This window comes from Parazoarcus communis (genome assembly GCF_003111645.1).
Lineage (GTDB): Bacteria > Pseudomonadota > Gammaproteobacteria > Burkholderiales > Rhodocyclaceae > Parazoarcus > Parazoarcus communis_A.
In genome coordinates this window covers 2,842,835-2,865,104 of record NZ_CP022187.1, presented here as the reverse complement: position 1 = coordinate 2,865,104, position 22,270 = coordinate 2,842,835, and the positions used below count along the sequence as shown (strand labels likewise).

At 64.9% G+C, this 22,270-nt stretch carries 24 protein-coding genes; 15 read left to right on the top strand and 9 right to left on the bottom strand.

Annotated features, from left to right (window positions below; genetic code table 11):
* Window positions 1-5 precede the first annotated feature (5 nt).
* From glnL to CEW83_RS13060, 4 genes are all read right to left on the bottom strand, one after another.
* Window positions 6-1,073 carry a nitrogen regulation protein NR(II) gene (glnL, locus tag CEW83_RS13075; RefSeq protein ID WP_108949739.1) on the bottom strand — a complete coding sequence of 356 codons (1,068 nt, stop codon included), beginning with the start codon at window positions 1,071-1,073 and terminating at the stop codon, window positions 6-8.
* Between the two features lie 53 nt (window positions 1,074-1,126).
* The gene (locus tag CEW83_RS13070; protein WP_108951395.1) at window positions 1,127-1,585 is read right to left on the bottom strand and encodes a DUF4124 domain-containing protein; all 459 of its coding nucleotides are present in this window, start codon (window positions 1,583-1,585) and stop codon (window positions 1,127-1,129) included.
* A 143-nt stretch (window positions 1,586-1,728) separates the two neighbouring features.
* Complete coding sequence (glnA, locus tag CEW83_RS13065; protein WP_108949738.1) at window positions 1,729-3,138, bottom strand: type I glutamate--ammonia ligase; 1,410 nt, start codon at window positions 3,136-3,138, stop codon at window positions 1,729-1,731.
* A gap of 192 nt (window positions 3,139-3,330) precedes the next feature.
* The gene (locus CEW83_RS13060; protein WP_108949737.1) at window positions 3,331-4,518 is read right to left on the bottom strand and encodes a cation diffusion facilitator family transporter; all 1,188 of its coding nucleotides are present in this window, start codon (window positions 4,516-4,518) and stop codon (window positions 3,331-3,333) included.
* A 58-nt stretch (window positions 4,519-4,576) separates the two neighbouring features.
* Here CEW83_RS13060 and CEW83_RS13055 point away from each other — a divergent pair, with 58 nt between their 5' ends.
* The 4 genes from CEW83_RS13055 (at window position 4,577) to clsB (ending at window position 8,153) form a co-directional block, all read left to right on the top strand.
* Window positions 4,577-5,029: a rhodanese-like domain-containing protein gene (locus tag CEW83_RS13055; RefSeq protein WP_108949736.1), complete on the top strand. Its 453-nt coding sequence runs from the start codon at window positions 4,577-4,579 to the stop codon at window positions 5,027-5,029.
* Window positions 5,030-5,117: 88 nt separating this feature from the next.
* Window positions 5,118-6,218, top strand: coding sequence for a quinolinate synthase NadA (gene nadA / locus CEW83_RS13050; RefSeq protein ID WP_108949735.1), 1,101 nt, complete (start codon window positions 5,118-5,120; stop codon window positions 6,216-6,218).
* Window positions 6,219-6,249: 31 nt separating this feature from the next.
* Window positions 6,250-6,999 carry an endonuclease/exonuclease/phosphatase family protein gene (locus CEW83_RS13045; RefSeq protein WP_108949734.1) on the top strand — a complete coding sequence of 250 codons (750 nt, stop codon included), beginning with the start codon at window positions 6,250-6,252 and terminating at the stop codon, window positions 6,997-6,999.
* Window positions 6,996-8,153 (top strand): cardiolipin synthase ClsB, encoded by a 1,158-nt coding sequence (gene clsB / locus CEW83_RS13040; protein WP_108949733.1) that lies wholly within the window; start codon window positions 6,996-6,998, stop codon window positions 8,151-8,153. The genes CEW83_RS13045 and clsB overlap by 4 nt, the downstream gene beginning before the upstream one ends.
* 192 nt (window positions 8,154-8,345) lie before the next feature.
* Here clsB and CEW83_RS13035 read toward each other — a convergent pair whose 3' ends face one another.
* From CEW83_RS13035 to CEW83_RS13015, 5 genes are all read right to left on the bottom strand, one after another.
* Window positions 8,346-8,759, bottom strand: coding sequence for a CoA-binding protein (locus tag CEW83_RS13035; RefSeq protein WP_108949732.1), 414 nt, complete (start codon window positions 8,757-8,759; stop codon window positions 8,346-8,348).
* Between the two features lie 13 nt (window positions 8,760-8,772).
* Entirely contained in the window at window positions 8,773-9,681 is a 909-nt protein-coding gene (gluQRS, locus tag CEW83_RS13030) for a tRNA glutamyl-Q(34) synthetase GluQRS (protein ID WP_108949731.1), read from the bottom strand.
* Window positions 9,678-11,357 carry a Na/Pi cotransporter family protein gene (locus CEW83_RS13025; protein ID WP_420094105.1) on the bottom strand — a complete coding sequence of 560 codons (1,680 nt, stop codon included), beginning with the start codon at window positions 11,355-11,357 and terminating at the stop codon, window positions 9,678-9,680. The genes gluQRS and CEW83_RS13025 overlap by 4 nt, the downstream gene beginning before the upstream one ends.
* A gap of 158 nt (window positions 11,358-11,515) precedes the next feature.
* Entirely contained in the window at window positions 11,516-12,337 is an 822-nt protein-coding gene (locus CEW83_RS13020) for a ferritin (RefSeq protein WP_108949729.1), read from the bottom strand.
* Window positions 12,338-12,539: 202 nt separating this feature from the next.
* Window positions 12,540-13,460 (bottom strand): MerR family transcriptional regulator, encoded by a 921-nt coding sequence (locus CEW83_RS13015; RefSeq protein ID WP_108949728.1) that lies wholly within the window; start codon window positions 13,458-13,460, stop codon window positions 12,540-12,542.
* A gap of 76 nt (window positions 13,461-13,536) precedes the next feature.
* On the opposite strand from CEW83_RS13015, the gene CEW83_RS13010 reads away from it, so the two are divergent.
* The 11 genes from CEW83_RS13010 to CEW83_RS12960 are packed head-to-tail and all read left to right on the top strand — an operon-like array spanning window position 13,537 to window position 22,170.
* Window positions 13,537-13,785: a hypothetical protein gene (locus CEW83_RS13010; RefSeq protein WP_108949727.1), complete on the top strand. Its 249-nt coding sequence runs from the start codon at window positions 13,537-13,539 to the stop codon at window positions 13,783-13,785.
* Window positions 13,782-14,342 carry a glutathione peroxidase gene (locus CEW83_RS13005; protein WP_234418812.1) on the top strand — a complete coding sequence of 187 codons (561 nt, stop codon included), beginning with the start codon at window positions 13,782-13,784 and terminating at the stop codon, window positions 14,340-14,342. The genes CEW83_RS13010 and CEW83_RS13005 overlap by 4 nt, the downstream gene beginning before the upstream one ends.
* A gap of 33 nt (window positions 14,343-14,375) precedes the next feature.
* Complete coding sequence (folE2, locus tag CEW83_RS13000) at window positions 14,376-15,200, top strand: GTP cyclohydrolase FolE2 (RefSeq protein ID WP_108949726.1); 825 nt, start codon at window positions 14,376-14,378, stop codon at window positions 15,198-15,200.
* Window positions 15,187-16,524: an NAD(P)/FAD-dependent oxidoreductase gene (locus tag CEW83_RS12995; RefSeq protein WP_108949725.1), complete on the top strand. Its 1,338-nt coding sequence runs from the start codon at window positions 15,187-15,189 to the stop codon at window positions 16,522-16,524. Before folE2 ends, CEW83_RS12995 begins: the two co-directional genes overlap by 14 nt.
* Window positions 16,521-17,315: a DUF1365 domain-containing protein gene (locus CEW83_RS12990; RefSeq protein ID WP_108949724.1), complete on the top strand. Its 795-nt coding sequence runs from the start codon at window positions 16,521-16,523 to the stop codon at window positions 17,313-17,315. Before CEW83_RS12995 ends, CEW83_RS12990 begins: the two co-directional genes overlap by 4 nt.
* On the top strand, window positions 17,315-18,544 hold the full coding sequence (locus tag CEW83_RS12985) for an SAM-dependent methyltransferase (protein WP_108949723.1): 1,230 nt from the start codon (window positions 17,315-17,317) through the stop codon (window positions 18,542-18,544). The genes CEW83_RS12990 and CEW83_RS12985 overlap by 1 nt, the downstream gene beginning before the upstream one ends.
* A gap of 15 nt (window positions 18,545-18,559) precedes the next feature.
* On the top strand, window positions 18,560-19,126 hold the full coding sequence (locus CEW83_RS12980) for a chalcone isomerase family protein (RefSeq protein WP_199915112.1): 567 nt from the start codon (window positions 18,560-18,562) through the stop codon (window positions 19,124-19,126).
* Window positions 19,123-20,415, top strand: a complete 1,293-nt coding sequence (locus CEW83_RS12975; protein WP_108949721.1) for an MFS transporter — start codon at window positions 19,123-19,125, stop codon at window positions 20,413-20,415. The genes CEW83_RS12980 and CEW83_RS12975 overlap by 4 nt, the downstream gene beginning before the upstream one ends.
* Entirely contained in the window at window positions 20,415-20,945 is a 531-nt protein-coding gene (locus CEW83_RS12970; RefSeq protein WP_108951393.1) for a DUF3833 domain-containing protein, read from the top strand. Before CEW83_RS12975 ends, CEW83_RS12970 begins: the two co-directional genes overlap by 1 nt.
* The gene (locus CEW83_RS12965) at window positions 20,945-21,730 is read left to right on the top strand and encodes an SDR family NAD(P)-dependent oxidoreductase (RefSeq protein WP_108949720.1); all 786 of its coding nucleotides are present in this window, start codon (window positions 20,945-20,947) and stop codon (window positions 21,728-21,730) included. The genes CEW83_RS12970 and CEW83_RS12965 overlap by 1 nt, the downstream gene beginning before the upstream one ends.
* The gene (locus CEW83_RS12960) at window positions 21,730-22,170 is read left to right on the top strand and encodes a nuclear transport factor 2 family protein (RefSeq protein WP_108949719.1); all 441 of its coding nucleotides are present in this window, start codon (window positions 21,730-21,732) and stop codon (window positions 22,168-22,170) included. Before CEW83_RS12965 ends, CEW83_RS12960 begins: the two co-directional genes overlap by 1 nt.
* Window positions 22,171-22,270: the final 100 nt, after the last annotated feature.

Here is a 22,270-nt window from a genome sequence, read left to right as displayed (position 1 = left end):
CATGCTCAGGTCCGCTCGGTAATCGGAATCAGAATGGTGAAGCAGGTGCGTCCCGGGTGGCTGTCCACATCGATCATGCCCTGATGCTGCTCCACAAAACTCTGTGCCAGTGACAGGCCAAGGCCGCTCCCGCCGTCTCGCCCCGATACCAGCGGATAGAAAATCTTGTCGCTGATCTCTTCCGGGATGCCGGGGCCGTTGTCGACCACTTGCAATTCCAGTGCCAGTTTGAAGCGACGCTTGGCAAGCGTCACCTGACGGGCGACTCGCGTGCGCAGGATGATCTCGCCGCAGCCTTCAAGGGCTTGCGCGGCGTTGCGCGTGATGTTGAGAATGGCCTGGATCAGCTGCTCCCGGTCTGCGGTCAGTTCGGGCAGGCTGGTGTCGTAGTCGCGGCGGATGATCAGTTCCGGGAACTCGGCCAGGATGAGTCGGCGCACGCGTTCGAGCACGTCATGAATGTTGAGCTGCGCAGGGCGCATCATGCTGTGCGAGGTCAGCAGGCGGTTCATCAGATCCTGCAGGCGATCCGCCTCGGCGATGATGACTTCGGTATATTCGCGCAGCAGTGGATCGGCGAGTTCGCGTTCCAGCAATTGCGCGGAGCCGCGAATGCCCCCCAGGGGGTTCTTGATCTCATGCGCAAGGTTGCGGATCAGCTCGCGGTTGGCCTGCTGCTGCTGCAGCAACTGCTCCTCGCGCGCCACCCGCAGCTGCGCGTCAATAGGGCGAAACTCCAGCAGCAGGCGCACCCCCGTCGCATCGATCGGGCTGACCGTGCAGTCGAGATGGATGGTCTCGGTTTCGGAGCGCTGAATCTTCAGGTCCTGACCGGTGTAGCTCCAGCTGGTACGCAATGCGTTCTGCAGCGCGGTGCCGAGTCCTGGAGGCTCGCCAAGCAGGCGCGACAAGGGCAGGCCGATCAGCTTGCGGCGGCTGATGGCAAAAAGGTTCTCGGCGCCGGGATTGATGTAACGGACGATCAGCTTCTCATCGATCAGAACGACGGCTGAGGAGAGGAGTTCGAGCCCGGCGAAGGGGCCTGTTACCGGAGGATGCGGATGGTGTGCCATGGGTGGTTTCGGTTGTTTGCGATTTACTACGCAAGAACCACGCCAGGCTCTTGCTAACGGAGGCCGGAGAGCTCCCGGCGCAGCGCGTCCACATTGCGCTGGTGCAGTTCCACCTTGTCCTTGAACGGTTGCAGACGGTCCAGCACTTTCTGGTAGTTGCGTTCGTTGCCGAGGCGGATGGCTTCCTGTTCGGACAGCGCCTTGCGCGCCTCGGTAAGGGCAGCCTCTTCGGTTGCGAGCTCGGATTCAAGTACCTTGCGACGGGAATCATCGCGCTCGCGCTGCGCATCGGGGCTGACCTTGGGGAAGCTCGATGGCGTAGGCTGCACTGTGGATGGCCGTGGTGCGGGGATCGAGGAGACCGACTGGTCGCCCTCCAGCTGACTGCAGCCGCGGGCAAGGCTGCGATCGTTGGTGTAAGTGGTTCTGCCCTCCGCGTCGACGCACTTGTAAACCTGGGCGTGTGCCAGCGGGGCGATACAAAGAGCAAGGATCAGCGGCAGTGTTCGCATGGGTCTCTTGAAGTTGTCGAGATCATGGCTGCACAAGCGTTTGCGAGGCATGCCGGGTCGAAAAGCAACCTTGTGGGAGATTAGACCCGATAAAAAAGGGACGGGCAATGCCCGTCCCTTTCGATGCCGTCGTAATCGGAAGATTACAGGCTGTAGTACATGTCGAATTCCACCGGGTGGGTGGTCACGCGCATGCGGTCGACTTCTTCCATCTTCAGTGCGATGTAGGCATCGATGAAGTCGTTGGAGAACACACCGCCACGGGTCAGGAACTCGCGGTCCTTGTCCAGGTACTCCAGCGCCTGTTCGAGGCTGGTGCACACGGTCGGGATCAGCGCGTCTTCTTCCGGCGGCAGATCGTACAGGTTCTTGTCAGCCGGATCGCCCGGGTGGATCTTGTTCTGGATGCCGTCCAGACCCGCCATCATCAGTGCGGAGAAGCACAGGTAGGGGTTGGCCAGGGGATCCGGGAAGCGTGCTTCGATACGACGACCCTTCGGGTTGGCGACGTAGGGGATACGGATCGAGGCGGAACGGTTGCGGGCGGAGTAAGCCAGCTTGGTCGGCGCTTCGTAGTGGGGAACCAGACGCTTGTACGAGTTGGTGCCCGGGTTGGTGATGGCGTTCAGCGCGCGAGCGTGCTTGATGATGCCGCCGATGTAGTACAGCGCGGTTTCCGACAGGCCGGCGTAGCCGTTGCCTGCGAACAGGTTCTGGCCGTCCTTCCAGATCGACTGGTGAACGTGCATGCCGGAGCCGTTGTCGCCAACGATGGGCTTGGGCATGAAGGTGGCGGTCTTGCCGTACTGGTGCGACACGTTGTGCACGATGTACTTCAGAACCTGGGTCCAGTCGGCACGCTTGGTCAGGGTGCTGAACTTGGTGCCGATTTCGCACTGGCCGGCGTTGGCCACTTCGTGGTGGTGAACTTCGACCGGCACGCCAGCAGCTTCGAGTGCCAGGCACATTGCAGCGCGGATGTCGTTGAGGCTGTCGACCGGGGGAACCGGGAAGTAGCCGCCCTTGACGCGCGGACGGTGACCGGTGTTGCCGCCTTCGAACTTGTCGGCGGTGGACCAGGCAGCTTCTTCAGAGATGATCTTGCTGAAGACGCCGGACATGTCGACCGACCACTCGACTGCGTCGAAGATGAAGAATTCGGGTTCCGGGCCAAAGAAGGCGGTGTCACCGATGCCGGTGCTCTTGAGGTATGCCTCGGCGCGCTTGGCGATCGAGCGCGGGTCGCGGTCGTAGCCCTTGCCGTCGGACGGCTCGATGACGTCGCAGGTCAGGACCAGGGTGGTCTCGTCGAAGAACGGGTCGATGTAGGCGGAGCTTGCTTCCGGCAGCAGGATCATGTCGGAGGCCTGGATGCCCTTCCAGCCGGCGATCGAGGAACCGTCGAACGGGTGACCATGCTCGAAGTGATCTTCTTCGAAGGCCGAAACCGGCAGGCCAACGTGCTGTTCCTTGCCGCGGGTATCGGTAAAGCGCAGGTCAATGAAGCGGACTTCATTTTCCTGAATCATTTTCATGACGTCTTGAGCGTTCATATTCACTCCTGGTGAGATGAGGCAAGTTATTCGAAAAGATCAGTCAGATAACGGCCAGACTTCCGTTGTCGCGGATGCTAGCAGTATCCGTGCCACCCAAGTTCTGTCCTCCGATCATTGTGCCACAAGGGCATCTTGCCGATACAGGCATCCTGATTGCACCAACAAGGTGCGTAAATGGAGATGTGTGCATCAGTGTGGTGCAATCTCGACAAAGAAAGAGATCCGTCGATAGTGTGGATGCGCGCGCATCCAGGTCTCCGTGCGCCGTTTGAGTGCATCCATGACGGCCGGTGCATCATCCTCGGCAAAAAAAGCGTCAACTTCGATGCGTTGCCCCAGGTAATGCACCTGAGTGCGACGCGGTGCCGGCCCGTCGATCCCGATCAGGGCCTGCAGGTCGGATGCGATGATTCTGCGCTCGGGGAGGGGGCCCAGCGGCACGGACGGCACGGCATCGTCGTCTTCGGGGTCGATGTGCACCAGCACATCCTTGACTTCCGGATGTGCGGTGCGCACCGCCATGTAGACGCTGTCCGAGATGTGGTGCCCTTCCGATACGGTGATGCGGGGATCGACCTGAACGTGGGCATCGCACAGCACGCGGTCGGCCATGCGCCGTGTGCGCAGCTCGTGCAGGCCGATCACGCCGGGCGTCGCGACGATGGTCTGGCGCAGTCGCGCGACGTCCTCCTCCGGCAAGCCGGTGTCGATGAGCTCACGCACGGCCTTCCAGGCCAGCTTGAGTCCCATGTGCATGATCAGGAAGCCGACGACGGCGGCGGCCAGCGGCTCGAGGAATGCGTAGCCCGACAGGCTGCCCCCGATCCCCACGGCAACTACCAGCGAGGATGCGGCGTCCGAGCGCGCGTGCCACGCATTCGCTTCCAGTATCGGGGCCTTGAACCGGCGGCTTGCAGCCAGGGTGTAGCGGAACAGGCCTTCCTTGGCGAAGAGGGTGATGACCGCCACGACCAGTGCGGCCGGATGCAGGGCGGGGAGACCATCCATGTTCTGCAGCCGTACGCCGGAGCTGAGGAGAAAACCGATGCCCACCGCGGTCAGCACGGCGCCGAGCAGCAGCGACGTGATGGTTTCGATGCGGCCGTGGCCGTAGGGGTGGTCGTGATCGGCCGGGTCTGCGCCGTGCCGGCCTGCAAGCAGAACCAGCAGGTCGGTCACGAGATCGGAAAAGGTATGGGCGGCGTCGGCGACCAGGCTGAACGCGTTTGCAAACAGGCCGATGATGATCTGGCTGACCGCAAGCACGGCATTGGTGACGATGGCGACCAGGGCGGTGCGCTGTATGCCGCGGCTGCGAAGGGTGGCACTGTCACCAGCCGTCGGCGGTGCGGAAACGGTGTGTTCTGAGGTGGGCATGTGGATGGCCGGAGGGGATGTATACTGCGTGTCTGACGAATTCTAGCCGGATGCTGCCATGGGAACCCTCTCTGCCTTGCTCGAGCTTGCTCATCAGCGGGCTGCTGACATGAATTTGCCCTATCAGGGAGCGTTGACGCCCGCGGAGGCACATCAGGTCTGGCAACTGGCCCCGGGCACGAAACTGGTCGATGTGCGCACGCGTGCCGAATGGGACTGGGTCGGCCGGGTGCCGGGCGCCGTCGAGATCGAATGGCTTGCCTACCCCGCGATGAAGCCCAATCCGGACTTCCTCGCGCAGTTGCGCCATCAGGTCGACCCCGAGGCCATGGTGCTGTTCATGTGCCGTTCCGGCGCCAGATCGGACGCTGCGGCCAAGGCCGCGATTTCGGCCGGCTTCAGCAATTGCTATAACGTGCTCGAAGGGTTCGAGGGTGACAGGGATGCCGCCGGACATCGCAACCGTATCGGGGGCTGGCGCCATGCCGGCCTGCCCTGGCAACAGGGCTGACGTATTCATCCCCGGGCGTGTGCGCGTGCCGGGTATCCGTTTTTGTGTGACCGGTGAACCCCGGCATTTCTAAAGCGAGTTCTGTCTCATGCAAGTAGCCACCATCAGTTTTGACCGCTTCAACGCGCTCGCGGACGCCGAGGCGCAGGAGCGCATTCGTGCAGCACGCGCCCGTCTCGGCGACAAGGCGGTGTTGCTGTGTCACCACTATCAGCGCGCAGACGTCTATCAGTACGCCGACCTCACCGGCGATTCGCTCAAGCTGGCGCGACTCGCCTCGCAGACCGAGGCTGACTACATCGTGTTCTGCGGCGTGCACTTCATGGCCGAAGTCGCCGACATTCTCTCCAAGCCCAGCCAGATGGCCATCCTGCCCGACCTTGCCGCCGGCTGTTCGATGGCCGACATGGCCAGTCTGGCCAAGGTCGAGCGCTGCTGGCGCGAACTGACCGAGGTGCTGGACAAGCCCGACGAACACATCACGCCGGTGACCTACATCAACTCGGCTGCCGACCTGAAGGCCTTCTGCGGCGAACACGGTGGCATCGTATGCACGTCGACCAATGCGCCGACGATCCTCGACTGGGCGTTTTCGCGTCGCGAGAAGGTGCTGTTCTTCCCCGACCAGCATCTGGGGCGCTGGACCGGATTCAAGAAGGGCATCCCGCTCGACCAGATGGTGGTGTGGGACCCCGATCTCGAATACGGCGGCCTGACGCACGAGCAGATCCGCAAGGCCAAGGTGCTGCTGTGGAAGGGGCACTGCTCGGTGCACCAGATGTTCCAGCCGGCCCATATCGAGCGCTGGCGTTCAGCCAATCCGGACGGGCTGGTGATCTCGCACCCGGAAAGCAGTCTCGAGGTGTGCCAGCAGTCCGATTACGTCGGATCGACCGAATACATCATCAACACCATCACTGCTGCGCCTGCCAATACGCGCTGGCTGGTGGGGACCGAGCTCAATCTGGTCAACCGACTGGCCGAGGAAATGAAGCCGCAGGGCAAGAGCGTGCAGTTCATGGCGCCCACCGTGTGCATGTGCTCGACGATGCAGCGCATCGACCCGCAGCACCTGGCATGGACGCTGGAGAACCTTGCCGACGGCAATGTGGTGAACCGCATCCAGGTGCCCGCGCACGAGGCGGAGCTGGCACGGATCGCGCTCGACCGCATGCTGGCAGTGTCCTGACCACGCTGGACCGGGCCGGAGCGTTGCGACCATGACGCTGCGCATCTGCACCTACAACATCCACAAGGGCTTCTCGCAGTTCAACCGCCGCATGGTGGTGCACGACCTGCGGGAACGCCTGCGCAGCCTCGACGTCGATCTGGTCTTCCTGCAGGAGGTGCAGGGGTTGCACATCAATCACGCGGTGCGCCATGCCGACTGGCCGCAAAGGCCACAGCACGAGTTCCTTGCCGAGGATGTGTGGTGCCAGACCGCTTATGGCGGCAACGCGGTGTATGACCACGGTCACCACGGCAACGCGATCCTGAGCCGTCACGCCATCCTCAGCAGCGACAATCAGGACGTCTCCGATCACCGCTTCGAGCGCCGCGGGCTGCTGCATTGCGAGGTTTCCCTGCCCGGGCTGGACGTGCCGCTGCATTGCGTCTGTGTGCACCTGGGTCTGATGGCGGGGAGCCGGCGTCGGCAGATGGAGGCGTTGGCCGAACGCATGGAGCGGCTCGCGCCCGATGGTGCGCCGCTGATCATCGCAGGCGACTTCAATGACTGGCGCAATCGTGCCGACGATCTGCTGGGACGACGGCTGGGCCTGGTTGAAGCCTTTGGCCGCGAGGGCGGGCGGCCACCGCGCAGCTTTCCCAGTGCGCTGCCCTTTTTCCGCCTCGACCGCATCTACGTGCGCGGATTCAGCGTGAGCCGGGCGCAGGTTCATTTCGGCGAGCCGTGGTCGAGGATTTCCGATCACGCCGCGCTCACCGCAGATCTGGAGTTTGCGCGTTGAGCGTGCTGGCGGGTGGCAATGCAATTGCCCTGCTGGAAAACGGCCTGCAGTACTTTCCCGCGCTCGAGGATGAAATCGATGGCGCGCGGCGGGAGATCTTCTTTCAGACCTACATCTTCGATCCGGACGATACCGGGCGTCGCATCGCGGCTGCGCTGGTGCGAGCGGCGTCGCGCGGGGTCGCGGTGCATCTGCTGGTCGATGGATTCGGCGGCCGGGCTTTCGTCCGCGAGCTGATGTCCGATCTGGTGTCCTGCGGCGTGCAGGTGCTCATCTACCGAATGGAGCTGCGCCTGCTCTCACTGCGTCGCCACCGGCTGAGGCGCATGCACCGCAAGGTGGTGGTGGTCGATGGCAGGGTGGCCTTTGTCGGTGGGATCAACGTGGTCGACGATGTCAGCGGCGATGCTGTCCGGCCGCCGCGCTATGACTATGCGGTGCGGGTGGAGGGGCCGCTGCTGGGGCCGATCGTCGACTCGGTGCACCGTCTGTGGCGCATGCTGGCGTGGGCGAGCTTCCGGCGGCGGGTGAGCGTGCCGGTGCTGGCACCGGCTCGGGTGGAGGTGGCGGGCGATCTTCGCGCGGCATTTCTGATCCGCGACAATCTTCGCCACCGTCACGACATCGAGAACGCCTACCTCGATGCGATCGGGCGCGCGCGCGACGAAGTGGTGATTGCCAATGCCTATTTCTTCCCGGGGCGGCGTTTTCGCCAGGCGCTGGTGGAGGCGGCGGCGCGCGGCGTGAAGGTCATCCTGCTGCTGCAAGGCCTGGCCGATCATCCGGTGCAGCAGTATGCGACGCGGGCCTTGTACCCGTTCTTCCTGGAGCGCGGCATCCGCCTGTTCGAGTATCACCGCAGCGTGCTGCATGCAAAGGTGGCGGTGGTGGATGGTCGCTGGGTGACGGTGGGCTCCAGCAACATCGATGCCTTCAGTCTGCTGCTGGCGCGCGAGGCCAATGTCGTGGTGGAGGACAGCGGCTTTGCCGCGACCCTGCGTGCCAGCCTGGACGCGGCGATGATGGATGGCGCACGCGAGTTGCGACGTGCCGACTGGCGAAGACTGCCGCGCTTTCGCCGGCTGCTCAGCTGGCTGGCGTATCAGGGGGTGCGGCTGGCGATTGGTATTGCGGGGTTTGGGGGGAAGCACTGAGGCTATTTCTTGGTGCTGAAGTCCGAAGTTGATGTGCCTCCGCTGCCGTAGCGCCTGTGCGGAGTGTTCGCGCCGGGGCTGCGGAACTCGCCCTGCGGGCTCGGACAGTCCTCGCCCCTTTGCGAACACTCCGCACAGGCGCTACTCGTGCTGGTGGTGGCTCGGGCTGTTTGGGCGTGCGGCTGCTTCAGCTCATCCGCCTGTCAGCAGGCGGCGGTGTTCGATCTTGGTGCAGCGATCCATGACCGTGCTCAGGCCTGCCGCTTCGGCGCGGGCGATGGCTTCGGGGGCGATGACGTCCAGTTGCAGCCAGACTGCACGCGCGCCGATTGCGATGGCATCTTCCACCACGGGCATGACTTCCTCCGAACGCCGGAACACATCGACCACGTCGATCTTCACCGGCACCTCACGCAGACTGGGGTAGCACTTCAGGCCCAGCACCTCGTCGCAGACGGGGTTGACCGGGATGATCGTGTAGCCGTGATGCTGCAGGTAGAGGGCTACCTCGTGGCTGGCGCGCTCGGGTTTCGGCGAGATGCCGACCACGGCGATGGTCCGCGTCGATTCGAGCAGCTGTTTCAGTTCGATGTCGGTGCCGAGCATGGGTCGATCCTTGTCAGAAGAGTGGGGCGATGGCTTGTCTCAGGCGCGGCACCTTGTCCAGCCGCCAGTGCGCGCGTGACCACGACCAGACCTCGTCGAGCGCAGCCTGCCCGAGTTCAGGTGGCGGATTCTGTCCGAGAAAGGCGAGGGCTGCGACCAGTGCAATTGAGGGTGGCTGGTCCTCGATGGCGCGGGCAAGCGTCTGCTTCGACAGCTTCTCGCCTGCGTCATTGGTTGCGACCGGCAGATGGGCGTAGGCGGGTTGCGCCACGCCGAGCAGGTGCTGCAGGTGAATCTGGCGTGCGCTGGAGTCGAGCAGGTCGGCACCGCGCACGACATGGGTGATGCCGGCTGCGGCGTCATCGACGACGACGGCAAGCTGGTAGGCAAACAGGCCGTCCGCGCGCAGCACGACATAATCGCCGACGTCGCGCTCGAGGTCCTCCTGCTGCGGGCCTTGAACCCCATCATCGAAGCGGATCAAACCCTCGGCACGCACGCGCCAGGCACGGGCGCTGCGACCGGGCGGCAGTCCGTCGCGACAGGTCCCAGGGTAGCGCCGGGAGCCGTCGCGGGCGAGTGCGGAATCGGCCATTTCGCGACGGGTGCAGGCGCAGGGGAAGACGGCGCCGCTGCATTTGAGCTGTTCGAGCGCGGCGTGATAGGCATCGGTGCGCCGGCTTTGCCAGACCACCTCGCCATCCCACGCGAAGCCGAACCGTTCCAGTGTGGCCAGAATCGCGTCGGCTGCACCGGGGACGGTGCGCGGGGTGTCGACGTCCTCGATGCGCAGCAGCCACTTGCCGCCGTGGTGGCGGGCATCGAGACAGCTGCCGAGCGCGGCGACCAGCGAGCCGAAGTGAAGCGGACCGCTGGGCGAGGGCGCGAAGCGCCCGACATAGGCCGGGATGACGCCGCTCATTGGTCGTTACCGCTCTCGTCGTCGCCACGGTGTTCGAGGACGGGCTGAGGCAGGCCTTCTTCCAGGGCCGCCAGGGTCTGTGCGGACTTTGCGATCTGTTCGGTCGCACGTCTGAGCAGACTCGCGAGGCGCAGCCATTCCTGCATGCTGCGGATATCGAGGTGGGCGTGTGCGCCGGCGACGAGCAGGGCTTCCTTGAGGGCGGCGTAACGGGTCTCGGCGCTGGCGAGCAGTCTTTCGATGTCTTCGCTGCGGAAACCGGGCTTTCCCGGCATGCTGGCGTCGGCGAGTTCGCCGGCAGCGTTGCGAAAGTGTGCAAAGGCCTCGTCGATGCCATGTGCGGGTGGAAGGCCGAGTGCTTCGCCGAGCTCTGCCGCCGAGCGCGCGGCGTCTACCGTGCTCTCCTGGTACTGGAGCGCACGCAGATTGCGGGCGAGCGCTTCGGCGAGGGCCAGCGGAAGGCTCGTGGTCGTGACGCCGCGTGTGTAGCTGCCGATGGCGGTCGTGAGTGCGACGAAGGCGTCACCGTTACGCGACACGAGTGGCGTGTCGGGTGGGCTGTGAATGACGGCACGCAGGCAGTTTCCGGCCAGCACGTGGGTTCGTCCGAGTTCCATGCGCAGCGCCCGCAGCGCGAGGTCTGGAACGCTTACCGAGTTGGCGTCCAGGTGCTGGGGACGCGCGCTTTCCTCGTCGCTGCGCCGGAAGCGCGCCGACAGGAAGCTGAGCAGGAACTTCGCCGCCGGCACCATCAAGGCCACGCCGAGAAGGTTGAAGGTGGTGTGGAACATCGCGATCATCACCGCCGGGGTGGCCGGCTTCTCCAGCCACTCGCTGAGCAGCCCGAGGAGGCCGATCAGCAGCGGCAGCAGCATGAGTGCGACCGCACCGGTGACGAGGTTGAAGAACACATGGGCCGCAGCCAGGCGGCGGGCGTTGGCGGTGGCGCCGATGGCCGACAGGATGGCGGTCGAGGTGGTGCCGATATTGGTGCCGATGACCATGGCACAGGCGGCCTCGGTGCTCATCAGCCCGGTCTGGGCGGCAGTGATGATGATGGCGATGGCGGCGCCGGAGGCCTGCATCAGGATGGTGATGAGGGTGCCGATGGCGACCAGCATGACCCATCCGGTGAGCCCGGGCATGATGAACTGCTGCAGATCGATTCCGCTGCCGAATGCCGAAAAGGTGTCCTTGAGCACGTCGATGCCGAGGAAGAGGACGCCGAATCCGGACAGGGCCTGACCCAGCGCCCGCGGGCGCATGCGGCTCGTGGCCAGCATCAGGACTGCACCGATGCCGACAAAGGGCAGGGCAAAGGCGTCGATCTTGAAGCTGAATCCGAGTGCGGCGACCAGCCATGCGTTCATGGTGGTGCCCACATTGGAGCCGAAAATCACCCACAAGGCATTCCTGAGCGACAGGAGACCGGCGTTGACGAAGCCGATGCCGGCCACGGTCACCGCGCTTGAGGACTGCACCAGCGTGGTGATCAGCATGCCGGCGCCGAGACCGCGCAGCGGCGTCGAGGTCCAGCGCTCGAGCATGTCTTCGAGCGCACGCCCGGCCGCGAGCTTGAGGCCGTCAGTGAGCAGGTGCATGCCGAGCAGGAACAGCCCGAGGCCGCCGATCAGGCCGCCGATGACTTCGAATGACGTGGGAGTGACAGTGGGCAGGACGGGACTCCTTCAGCAGAATGCGCAGGAGTGCATGATTGTGTGCGAGCACGGGGTGCCCGGGCAAGTCGGGCTTCCCCCGGGGGTGGCAGTCCGCGCGCCGGTGGGCTCACGCTGGCAGGCGTCCGGAGGGGGCCGGGCGCTCAAGCGACAGGCGCTCAGGCGAGCGACTTGCGGTAGCGGTTGAGCTCGCTGACGGTGTCGAACTTCTGCCCGAACAGACTCGACAGGTTGCGCAGGATGCCGCCGACCACCCGCGCCTCGCAGTCACGGTCGAAGTCGATCTGGGTGTCGAGCCAGTGCTCCAGCCAGTCGGGGTCGGGTACGCGGGACTGCACGGTGTCGCGCGGGAAGAACTGCTGCGCCACGTGCAGATTGGTGGGGTGCAGCGGGCGGGCGCTGCGCGAGGAGTTGGCCATCAGCACACCGAGCTTGGCAAAGGCGCGTCGGGCCTCGTCGCCGCTGCGCTCGATGGCGCGTTTCATGTACTTCAGGTAGGCCCCGCCGTGGCGTGCCTCATCGCGCGAGATGTGATCGTAGATGTTCTTGATCACGGGCTCCGTATGCCATTCGGCCGCCCGGCGGTACCACTGGGTGAGGCGGACCTCGCCGCAGAAGTGCAGCATCAGGGTTTCGAGCGGCGGGGCAGGATCGAACTCGAAGCGCACGGCGTCGAGCTCGGCTTCGGTCGGCTGCAGCTCGGGGCGGAAGCGGCGCAGGTATTCCATCAGCACCAGCGAATGCTTCTGCTCTTCATAGAACCAGATTGACATGAAGGCGGCGAAGTCGGAGTCGGTGCTGTTGTCGCGCAGAAACATCTCGGTGGCGGGAAGCGCCGACCATTCGGTGATCGCATTCATCTTGATCGTCACCGCCTGTTCGTCTGTCAGCAGTGCGGGGTCGAAGTCGGACCAGGGGATGTCCTCCGCCATGTTCCAGCGTGCCGACTCGAGGGTGCGGAAGAGTTCTGGGTAAAGCATGTGGGTCGTCTCCCCTTGTTATGTGCAACGAATGCTTCTCCGATGCACAGTCTATAACGGGCCGCGTTTCAGTCCGAAGCGTTCTGCGTTGCGTCGCACGAGGCGCACTTTCGGCGGGAGGGAGCCGTGTCGTGCCCGGTGTGCGCAAATGCGCTCGCGGTGAGGGCGAAAGCCGCGCCCGGGGCGGGCAACGGATGTGGCTTCAGCCCGGGTGGGCGGCGCGCCACTCATGCAGGGCGGCCACGGTGTCGGTCAGGCCGTTGATCACCCGGATGCCTGGCAGGCGGCGCTGCTTGCCCTTGACCGCTGCGCCACCTGCCCAGATCGTGATGTGCTCGGGGAGCGCGGCGCGCAGTTCGATCAGGCCTTCGATGGCCTGACGGGCCGGGTAGGCAATGCTGAAGGACAGGCCGACGATATCGAAATTGCCGCCGACCGCAGCACCCCGAATGTCCGCCAGCGGCGTGCGGGTGCCGAGCGAGACGCAGGATGCGCCTTCCGGAACCAGCGTGGCCTCCGCCATCAGCAGGCCGAGGATGTGATGCTCGTCCGGGAAGGTGGTCAGCAGCACGCGCGGGTGCCCCCCGGACACGGCATTGGCGCCAATGGCGCTGCGAAGCACATTCTGCACCTGCTCGGTATACAGATGCTCCTCCGGCACGTCGATCTCGCCCCGCATCCAGCCTTCTCCCACGGCTTCGTTGAGCGGCGCGATGGTTTCGAGGACGAAACGCTGCAGGCCCTGTTTCATCAGCGCCTGATGCAGGCCCGATACCAGTTCGCTGCTGCGGTGCAGGCGCACGTACTGCAGCAGTGCCTGCTCGCGCACCTGCTGTTCGGGCGAACTCGCCTTGTTACGTTGCGCATCGAGCAGCGCGCCGAGTTCCTCCGGCGTGGCGGAGATGATTCGGGACGGTCTGTGCCCGGTGTCGAGCAGGCGCCGGATCAGGCGCAGCTTGTCTACCTGATGCTGGGGGTAAAGGCGCTCGCCATTGCTGTCCCGCTTTGGCGTGGGGAAGCCGTATCTGCGCTCCCACACCCTGAGGGTGTCCTTGGAAAGTCCTGTATCGCGTTCGACCGCTGCGATGCTCAGCTCGGTTTCGGTGTTCGGTGTGGTTTTCATTTTGTCGTGGACAAACCGTTGACAAGTGGTTTTGTTGAATCTATCTTAGGGTCATCGAACTCATTTGTCTAGGACAATGACCATGAACAACAAAACGCACCTCACGACAGGGAAACGCGTGGCTCCTGCGCTGATTACGGCTGCGGTCTGCGTTTCATTTGCGGCATTTGCGGGCAATTCGGGGCACTCGCCCGCGGTGGAACCGGAAGTCTTGTCCAGTCACGCTGTCATGGACAAACAGGCTGGTTATGACCTCGATCTGATGATTTTCATTCATCGTGGCGATGCAGGCATGCAGGCCCCGATCCGGAGCGTCGGACAGTGACTGGCGGCCTGAAGCTGATCGTCGCGGGTGTTCTGCTGACGGCCATGATGCCGGCGGTGGCTGCACCGCCGGCCTGCCCGGCACTGCTCGACCATGCCTTCCCGCGCCTGCAGGACGAGGCCAGCCAGTCGCTGTGCCAGTACGCAGGCAAGGTATTGCTGGTCGTCAATACCGCGAGCTATTGCGGCTATACCAACCAGTACGACGGGCTCGAACGTCTGTACCGCAAGTACGGGGCGCGCGGGCTGGTTGTGATCGGCTTCCCGTCCAACGACTTCAATCAGGAGCCGGGCGAGAACGCCGAGATTGCAGATTTCTGCCGCACGACTTACGGCGTTCAGTTTCCGATGTTTGCCCGCAGCACGGTGTCCGGACCGCAGGCCAACCCCTTCTATCTGAAACTGGCCGATCTTTCCGGCGAGCGTCCGCGGTGGAATTTTCACAAGTATCTCGTCGACCGCAGCGGAGCGAGGGTGACGAGCTTTCCCACCCAGGTCAGCCCCGAGAGCCCGATTCTGGTCGGCGCGATCGAGCGTTTGCTCGACGCGCGGCCCTGATTCTTCATTGTTTTCATATCTTCAGGAGCGAGCATGAACGCACCCGACAAGTTCTTTCTGCCTGACGTCCAGGCCAGCCGCGATGAGCGTGCGCTTGCCATCCAGCATGTCGGTGTTCGCGGCCTGCGCTATCCGCTCGTCCTTGCGGGCGACGACGGCCGTGTGCAGCACACCGTAGCCACGATAGAGATGACGGTCGGCCTGCCTCCCGAGGTCAAGGGAACGCACATGTCGCGTTTCGTCGAACTGCTGGAGGCCGAGCGCGAGGCGCTCGATCTGGCAGGTCTGCGCGATCTGTTCGCCGAGATGCTGGTGCGTCTTGAAGCAGATTCGGGGCGGATCGAGGCGGCCTTCCCCTGGTTCATGCACAAGACCGCGCCGGTTTCGGGTGTCGGCAGTCTGCTCGACCTCGATGTCCGGGTTGTTGTGGCGCAGTCGCCCGGTGGCGAGTTGCAGACCACGCTCACCGTGGTGGTGCCGGTCACGAGCCTGTGCCCGTGCTCGAAGAAGATCTCCGAATACGGTGCCCACAACCAGCGTTCGCACATCAGCATTTCGGCGCGCCTGCGTGCCGATGTGGATGTGATCGAGCTGGTACGCATGGCTGAAGAGGAGGCGTCCTGCGAAGTGTTCGGCCTGCTCAAGCGGCCGGACGAAAAGTGGGTGACCGAGCGCGCCTACGACAACCCGAAGTTCGTCGAGGACCTGGTTCGCGACATCGCCCTGCGACTGCGCGCAGACAAGCGCATCGCGGCGTGGACGGTCGAGTCCGAGAATTTCGAGTCCATTCACAACCACTCTGCCTATGCCCTGATCGAAGGCGAGAACCCGGAGGGCCCTGCCCATGCGCATGGGTGAAATCGAACGGGTGATCACCGGTGGCAGCCGTCGCATCGCGGTGGTGGGCGGTGGTGTGGCCGGACTGGGTGCCGCCTGGCTGCTGTCGCCACGCAATCAGATCACCCTGTTCGAGGCCGCGAGCTATGTCGGCGGCCATACCAACACGATTGATGTGACGGTGGAGGGGGTGACGCATCCCGTGGATACCGGCTTTCTGGTGTTCAACCGTCGCACGTATCCGAACCTGTGCGCCTTGTTCGAGCATCTGGGGGTCGAGTCGGTCGAGAGCGAGATGAGCTTTGGGGTCAGCCTCGAGTCGCCCGCCATCGAGTGGGCCGGCTCCGACCTCGGCACCGTGTTTGCCCAGCGCCGCAACCTGCTGCGTCCCTCCTTCCTCGGCATGTTGCGCGACATCATGCGATTCAACCGCGACACGACCCGGATGGCTGCAGAGGGTTCGATGCCGGCACTCAGCCTGGGTGAGTTCCTGCAGCGCGAACGTTACGGCACCGCTTTCCGCGACTGGTATCTGTTGCCGATGGCGGCCGCGATCTGGTCATGCCCGACCCGCACCATGCTTGCCTACCCGCTCGCCACCTTTGTGCGCTTCTGCCACAACCACGGGCTGCTGCAGGTGCTCGATCGTCCGCAGTGGATGACGGTGCGTTGCGGCGGACGCAGCTACGTCGAAAAGATCGTCGCCTCGCTCAAGGACGTGCGTGTCGCCTCGCCGGTGTTGCGTGTCGATCGCGACGAGGATGGTGTGTGGGTGCATTCCCGTGCCGGCGCCGAACGTTTCGATGAGGTGGTATTTGCCTGCCACAGCGACCAGACGCTCGCCCTGCTCGGCGACCGCGCCAGCGTCGAAGAGCGCCGCATTCTCGGTGGCGTCAGCTATCAGGCCAACACCGCCGTGGTTCATACCGACGAGGCCCTGCTGCCGCGCCGGCGCAAGGTGTGGTCGGCGTGGAACTATCTTGCCGGTGCAGGCGCGGTCGACGCGCGGCCAGTGTCGGTGAGCTATCTGATCAACCGCTTGCAGCCGCTGCCTTTCGATACGCCGGTGGTGGTGTCACTCAACCCGTTCCGGCCGCCGCGCGCGGACAGGATTCTGCGCACCATCCACTACGCGCACCCGGTATTCGACCAGGCTGCGATCGACGCACAGGCAGCGCTGCCCAGCATTCAGGGGCGGAACCGCAGCTGGTTCGCCGGCGCGTGGACGGGCTACGGCTTTCACGAAGACGGGCTGAAGTCGGCGGTCGCCGTTGCCGAAGGGCTGGGCGCCGAGATTCCGTGGCATGCGGACACTGCGCTGGCTCACAGCGGAGCGGGGGCATGAAAGCGGCCGCCGCACCGGGCGTGGCCGGTCCGCTCGACGCCACCGTGTGCTTCGGTGCGGTGATGCACGAGCGTCACGTTGGCGCCCGCAACCGCTTTGTCTATCCGACGGCCTTCCTGCGACTGCCGCTCGGCAGTGTCGACCGGCTCAGCGTGCCGCTGCTCGGTATCGACCGCTTCAACGCGTTCGCCTTCCTGTCGCGGGACCATGGTCGCCGCGATGGCTCACCCCTCCTGCCCTGGATGCGCGAGATCCTTCGGCATCACGGCGTGGCCGAGGTGTGCGACGGCGAGGTGGTGCTGCAGACCATGCCGCGCGTCCTCGGCTACGTGTTCAATCCGGTCAGCTTCTGGTGTTGCCATGACGCAGCCGGAAAGCTGCGCGTGGTGCTGGCCGAGGTCAGCAATACCTTTGGCGAGCACCACAACTACCTTGTCCATCACCCGGATTGCCGCCCGATCGAGCATGGCGACGAGTTGCGCGCCAGCAAGGTGTTCCATGTTTCCCCCTTCTTTCCGGTGCGGGGCGAATACCGCTTCCGCTTCGAGAGCCGCGGCGCGGTGCATGCGGTCGCGATCGATTACTGGGACGGTGGTGAGCAACAGCTCACCACCCGCGTCGGCGGTCGTGCACAGGCGCTGACCGGTGGCGCGATGCGCAAATGGCTGCTGCGCTACCCCTTCATGACCCTGGGCATTGTTGCCCGTATCCACTGGCAGGCATTGCGACTTGCGCTGAAACGGGTGAGCTTTCACCGCAAGCCGCTGCCGCCGATCGAGGAGACCACCTGATGAACGCCGTCGACAATGCCGTGCGCCCCCTGGCGCTCGAATCCCTCGGCCACTTGCCTCGCGCGACGCGGCTGGCGCTTGAAATGTTCGACCGCCTCGAAGGCGGCGCGCTGGCGCTTGAGCTGCCGGACAACCAGCATCTGCGGGCAGGGCACGGCCAGCTCGTCGCCCATCTGCGGGTTCGCGACCACGCAGTGTTCAGCGAGGCGCTGGCGCGCGGTGACATCGGTTTTGCCGAAAGCTACATGGATGGGGACTGGGACACCGAGGATCTGACGGGGCTGCTTACGCTGCTGTCGTCGAACCGCGAACAGCTCAAGAAGGCGATCTACGGGCGGGTTCTGCGTCTGATCGGGCACCGCCTCACCCATCTGCTGCGGGCAAACACGCGTACGGGCTCGAAGCGCAACATCGAGGCCCATTACGATCTTGGCAACGACTTTTACAAACTGTGGCTCGACCCGGGTATGACCTATTCGGCCGCGCTCTTCGAGCACGCCGATGAGGCGCTCGAGGCGGCGCAGCAGCGCAAGTACCGCCGCATCCTGCAGCAACTCGATGTCCGCCCGGGGCAGATCATCCTCGAGATCGGTTGTGGCTGGGGTGGTTTCGCCGAGGTGGCGGCAACCGAGTTCGGCTGTCGGGTGCTGGGGCTGACGCTGTCGCCGTCGCAGCTCGCACATGCACGCGAGCGCGCAGAACGCGGCGGTTTCTCCGACCGGGTGCAGCTCGAGCTGTGCGATTACCGCGACGTGAAGGGACAGTACGACCATATCGTGTCGATCGAGATGATCGAGGCCGTCGGCGAGCGCTTCTGGCCCACCTATTTCAGGCAGCTCTCGGCGCTGCTCAAGCCTGGCGGACGCTGTGTTGTGCAGTCGATCACCATCGCCGACGAACTGTTTGCGCGCTACCGTCGCGGCACCGATTTCATCCAGCGCCACATCTTCCCGGGCGGCATGCTGCCCAGCCCCGCGGTGGTGCAGCAGCAGGCCGGACGCGTTGGGCTCGAAGTGGTGGACGATTTTGCCTTCGGGCCGGACTACGGGCGCACGCTGGCGCGCTGGCGCGAGACCTTCGAGGCGCGTGTCGCCGAGGTCAGGGCATTGGGTTTTCCCGATCGCTTCATCCGCATGTGGCGCTTCTATCTGGCGTACTGCGAGGCCGGCTTCAACACCGGCGACATCGGTGTGCGCCACTACACCTTCACCCACGCGGCGGCGCGCTGAGCCATGCGTGCAGTCATGTCTCCTGTCGCCGTCCTCGTGCTCGCGCTGTGCCTGCAAGCCGCCCCCGTGCATGCCGCGCTGCCAGGGCAGGTCGCACTGCCGGAAGCGGTGGTGTCCCATGTGCAGCCGCTGGCGGGGGGCATGCGTCCGCTCGGGGGCGGAGAGATGCGCTGGTTCGGCTTCAAGGTGTACGACGCTGCGCTGTGGGTGCCGACGGGTGCAGGCTGGTCGGAAGACGGCATGTTTGCGCTCGCCATCCGCTATGCGCGCGACATCGAGGGCGAGCGACTGGTCGACACCAGTATCGACGAGATGCGCAGGATGGGGTTTGCAGACGAGGCGCGGCTGGCGACCTGGCGCGAGATGCTTGCGCGCGCACTGCCCTCGGTCGCGGCGGGCGAAACACTGGTCGGCCTGCGGCTGCCGGGCGCGGGGGCGCGCTTCTGGCATGAGGGGCAGGCCACCGCCGCGTTTGCCGACCCCGACCTCGCGCGCGCCTTCTTCGCCATCTGGCTGGATCACCGCACGCGCGAGCCCGGCTTGCGTGAGCGTCTGCTGGGAAGCACGGGCGCTGCAAAATGAGCGCCGCCGACGCGGGATTCGGTCGTTCCGCCATTCTCGCCTATGGTGCGCTGGGCTTGCCGCTGGCCTTCGCCGCACTGCCCATTTACGTGTATGTGCCGCGACTCTATGCGGACAGCCTCGGCCTGTCGCTGGCGACTGTCGGCTTCGTGCTGCTCGGGGTGAGAGTCTTCGATGCGGTCTCCGACCCGCTGATCGGCTGGCTCAGCGACCGGCTCGCGGGGCGTCGCCTGCTGGTGCTGTCGGCGCTGCCCTTGCTCGCAGCGGGCATGGTCGGCCTGCTGGTACCGCCGCAAGGCGCAGGGGCGCTGTGGCTGGCGGTGCTGGTCACGCTGGTGTCGCTCGCCTATTCGGTGGCCACCATCGCCTACAACGCGTGGGGGGCGGAAGTCGCGCCCACGCGTGCGCTGCGCACCCGGGTCGTGGCCAGCCGCGAGGCTTTTGCCCTGTTCGGCGTGGTGATGGCGGCGGCACTGCCCGGGCTGCTCGCGGCCGAAGGAGGAGAGGCGCAGGGCCTGTCACGCATGGCGTGGCTGTTCATTCCGCTGCTCATGCTCTGTGGCGGATGGACCCTGCTCGCCGCCCCGCTTGCGCCACCGCGGCGGCACATGCGCCAGCCTGTACTGGCCGGCCTGCTGGCAGCGGTGTCATGCCGGCCCTTCAGGAAGCTGCTGCTGGTGTTCGCTGCCAACGGAATCGCGGCGGCCATCCCGTCGGCAACGGTCCTGTTCTTCGTTGCCGACGTGCTGCAGGCCCCTCAGCTGGCCGGGCTCTTCCTGGTGCTCTATTTCCTCAGCGCCGCGCTCAGCCTGCCGGCGTGGGCGAGCCTGTCGCGGCGTATCGGCAAACTGCAGACCTGGCTCGCCGGCATGGTGCTTGCAGTGCTGGTGTTTGCGTGGGCAAGCCTGCTCGGCGCCGGCGAGACCACGGCCTACGCGGCAATCTGCATTCTTTCCGGCATGGCACTTGGCGCCGATCTGGCGATGCCGCCGTCCATGCTCGCCGATCTGCTGGCCGGCGAGGGCGATTCCGGCGATGCACGTGCCGGGTCGTGGTTCGGTTGGTGGAATTTCGTGACCAAGGCCAATCTGGCGCTGGCGGCCGGCCTTTCGCTGCCGCTGCTTGGCTGGCTCGGCTATGCACCGGGCGTGCGCAGCGCCGACGCGCTGTCGGGTCTGGCGACGGTGTATGCCCTGCTGCCGGTGGCGCTCAAGTTCGTCGCCATCGGGCTGCTGTGGCACTGGCGCAGCGCCATTGAGCCTGCCCCCAAAAATGGAGAAACAGCATGATGCGAAAACTGGTTCTGTTGCTCGCCGGCCTGATGAGTCTGGCGGGGTGCTCGTCCGTGGATATCGAAAAGTACCGGGGCACCACGCCCGTGCTGGATCTGCGCGACTACTTCAACGGTACGATCGACGCCCACGGCGTCTTCCAGGATCGCTCCGGCGAAGTGGTCAAGCGCTTCCAGGTGGTGATCGAGGCCAACTGGGAGGGCGACGTGGGGACTCTGGACGAGCGCTTCACCTACTCGGATGGAAGCACCCAGCGCCGCGTATGGACCATCACCCGCAGCGGCCCCGAGTCGTACATCGGCACGGCAGATGACGTTGTCGGCCAGGCACACGGCGAGGCGCGCGGAAACGCACTGCGCTGGCGCTATGTAATGGCACTACCCGTGGATGGGAAGGTCTACAACGTAGACTTTGACGACTGGATGTTCCTGATGGACGACAAGGTGATGCTGAACCGCTCGGCGATGAGCAAGTGGGGCGTGCACCTCGGCGAGGTCACGCTGTCCTTTTACAAACGGGCGCCCTGATGGCCTTGTTCGCACCCCTCAATCCGCCGATCACCGACTGGCGCGGGCAGCGGGTCTGGCTGGTCGGCGCCTCGACCGGCATCGGCGCGGCGCTGGCGCGCAAGCTGGCGGCAGGTGGCGCGCGGGTGGCGCTGTCCGCACGCGGTCTCGATCGCCTGGATGCGCTGGCAGCACAGTGCGAGGGCGCGGTCGTCGCGGCCATGGACGTGACCCGACCAGGCGAACTCGAGCGTGTGCGCGACCGTCTGCTTGCCCAGTGGGGCGGGCTCGATCTCGTGATACTGAATGCGGGTACCTATCAGCCGCTGCGGGCGTGGGAGCTGACACCGGAGCGCATTCGGAAGACGCTGAACATCAACCTGCTCGGGGTCATGGATGGGGTGGCCGCGGTGGTGCCCGGGATGCTCGAACGCGGGCGGGGGGCGATTGCCATCGTGGCCTCGGTCGCAGGCTACGGCGGCTTGCCCAATGCCGCCACCTACGGGCCATCGAAGGCGGCGCTGATCAACTTTTCCGAGACGCTCTACATGGATCTGGCGCCGCGCGGACTGGGCGTGCACCTGATCTGTCCCGGTTTCGTGGCGACGCCACTGACGGCGCAGAACGATTTCCACATGCCCGCCCTGATCACCGCCGAGCAGGCGGCCGACGAGATCATGGCCGGCTTTGCCCGCGGTGAGTTCGAGACCCACTTCCCGAAGCGTTTCACCCGCTTTCTCAAGCTGCTGCAGTGCCTGCCGCGGCGCCTCTACTTTCCGCTCATCCGGCGGGCAACGGGCCTGTAATGACCTCCTTCGACTGTCGCGCGGCTGCCGAGAACGTGGCGCGGTTCTACGAGAACCTCACGCCCCTGCTGCTTGGGAAAATCGACGCCTTCTATGCCGAGAATGCCCGTTTCAAGGACCCGTTCAACGATGTTGCGGGCCTGAAGGCGATCACCCGCATCTTCGAGCACATGTTCGAGACCGTGGAGTCTCCCCGCTTCGTGATCACGAGCATCATTGCCGAGGGACAGCAGGCGATGCTTGCCTGGGACTTTCACCTCAATCTGCGTAACCGGGCGATCGTCATTCGCGGCGTCAGTCACCTGTCCTTCGACGAAGCAGGGCGCGTCGAAGTCCATCGCGATTACTGGGATGCGGCTGAGGAGCTGTATGCCCGATTGCCCCTGATTGGTGCGCTGATGCGCCTGCTGAGGCGCAAGCTGTCGGCAACAGAGGGCTGAAACGCAGTTTGTTGTCATGCAGCAAACATGCCTGCGGGAAAACCCCGAGTACTCGTCACAGGGCTTTATGCGGCTTGATGGTTATCAGATACCGCGCCGC

Bases quoted from the DNA above. Each gene is read 5' to 3' on its own strand.
- glnL (WP_108949739.1), bottom strand. From the start codon at position 1,073: ATGGCACACCATCCGCATCCTCCGGTAACAGGCCCCTTCGCCGGGCTC.
- CEW83_RS13070 (WP_108951395.1), bottom strand. From the start codon at position 1,585: ATGCGAACACTGCCGCTGATCCTTGCTCTTTGTATCGCCCCGCTGGCA.
- glnA (WP_108949738.1), bottom strand. From the start codon at position 3,138: ATGAACGCTCAAGACGTCATGAAAATGATTCAGGAAAATGAAGTCCGC.
- CEW83_RS13060 (WP_108949737.1), bottom strand. From the start codon at position 4,518: ATGCCCACCTCAGAACACACCGTTTCCGCACCGCCGACGGCTGGTGAC.
- CEW83_RS13055 (WP_108949736.1), top strand. From the start codon at position 4,577: ATGGGAACCCTCTCTGCCTTGCTCGAGCTTGCTCATCAGCGGGCTGCT.
- nadA (WP_108949735.1), top strand. From the start codon at position 5,118: ATGCAAGTAGCCACCATCAGTTTTGACCGCTTCAACGCGCTCGCGGAC.
- CEW83_RS13045 (WP_108949734.1), top strand. From the start codon at position 6,250: ATGACGCTGCGCATCTGCACCTACAACATCCACAAGGGCTTCTCGCAG.
- CEW83_RS13035 (WP_108949732.1), bottom strand. From the start codon at position 8,759: ATGCTCGGCACCGACATCGAACTGAAACAGCTGCTCGAATCGACGCGG.
- gluQRS (WP_108949731.1), bottom strand. From the start codon at position 9,681: ATGAGCGGCGTCATCCCGGCCTATGTCGGGCGCTTCGCGCCCTCGCCC.
- CEW83_RS13020 (WP_108949729.1), bottom strand. From the start codon at position 12,337: ATGCTTTACCCAGAACTCTTCCGCACCCTCGAGTCGGCACGCTGGAAC.
- CEW83_RS13015 (WP_108949728.1), bottom strand. From the start codon at position 13,460: ATGAAAACCACACCGAACACCGAAACCGAGCTGAGCATCGCAGCGGTC.
- CEW83_RS13010 (WP_108949727.1), top strand. From the start codon at position 13,537: ATGACCATGAACAACAAAACGCACCTCACGACAGGGAAACGCGTGGCT.
- folE2 (WP_108949726.1), top strand. From the start codon at position 14,376: ATGAACGCACCCGACAAGTTCTTTCTGCCTGACGTCCAGGCCAGCCGC.
- CEW83_RS12995 (WP_108949725.1), top strand. From the start codon at position 15,187: ATGCGCATGGGTGAAATCGAACGGGTGATCACCGGTGGCAGCCGTCGC.
- CEW83_RS12990 (WP_108949724.1), top strand. From the start codon at position 16,521: ATGAAAGCGGCCGCCGCACCGGGCGTGGCCGGTCCGCTCGACGCCACC.
- CEW83_RS12985 (WP_108949723.1), top strand. From the start codon at position 17,315: ATGAACGCCGTCGACAATGCCGTGCGCCCCCTGGCGCTCGAATCCCTC.
- CEW83_RS12980 (WP_199915112.1), top strand. From the start codon at position 18,560: ATGTCTCCTGTCGCCGTCCTCGTGCTCGCGCTGTGCCTGCAAGCCGCC.
- CEW83_RS12975 (WP_108949721.1), top strand. From the start codon at position 19,123: ATGAGCGCCGCCGACGCGGGATTCGGTCGTTCCGCCATTCTCGCCTAT.
- CEW83_RS12970 (WP_108951393.1), top strand. From the start codon at position 20,415: ATGCGAAAACTGGTTCTGTTGCTCGCCGGCCTGATGAGTCTGGCGGGG.
- CEW83_RS12965 (WP_108949720.1), top strand. From the start codon at position 20,945: ATGGCCTTGTTCGCACCCCTCAATCCGCCGATCACCGACTGGCGCGGG.
- CEW83_RS12960 (WP_108949719.1), top strand. From the start codon at position 21,730: ATGACCTCCTTCGACTGTCGCGCGGCTGCCGAGAACGTGGCGCGGTTC.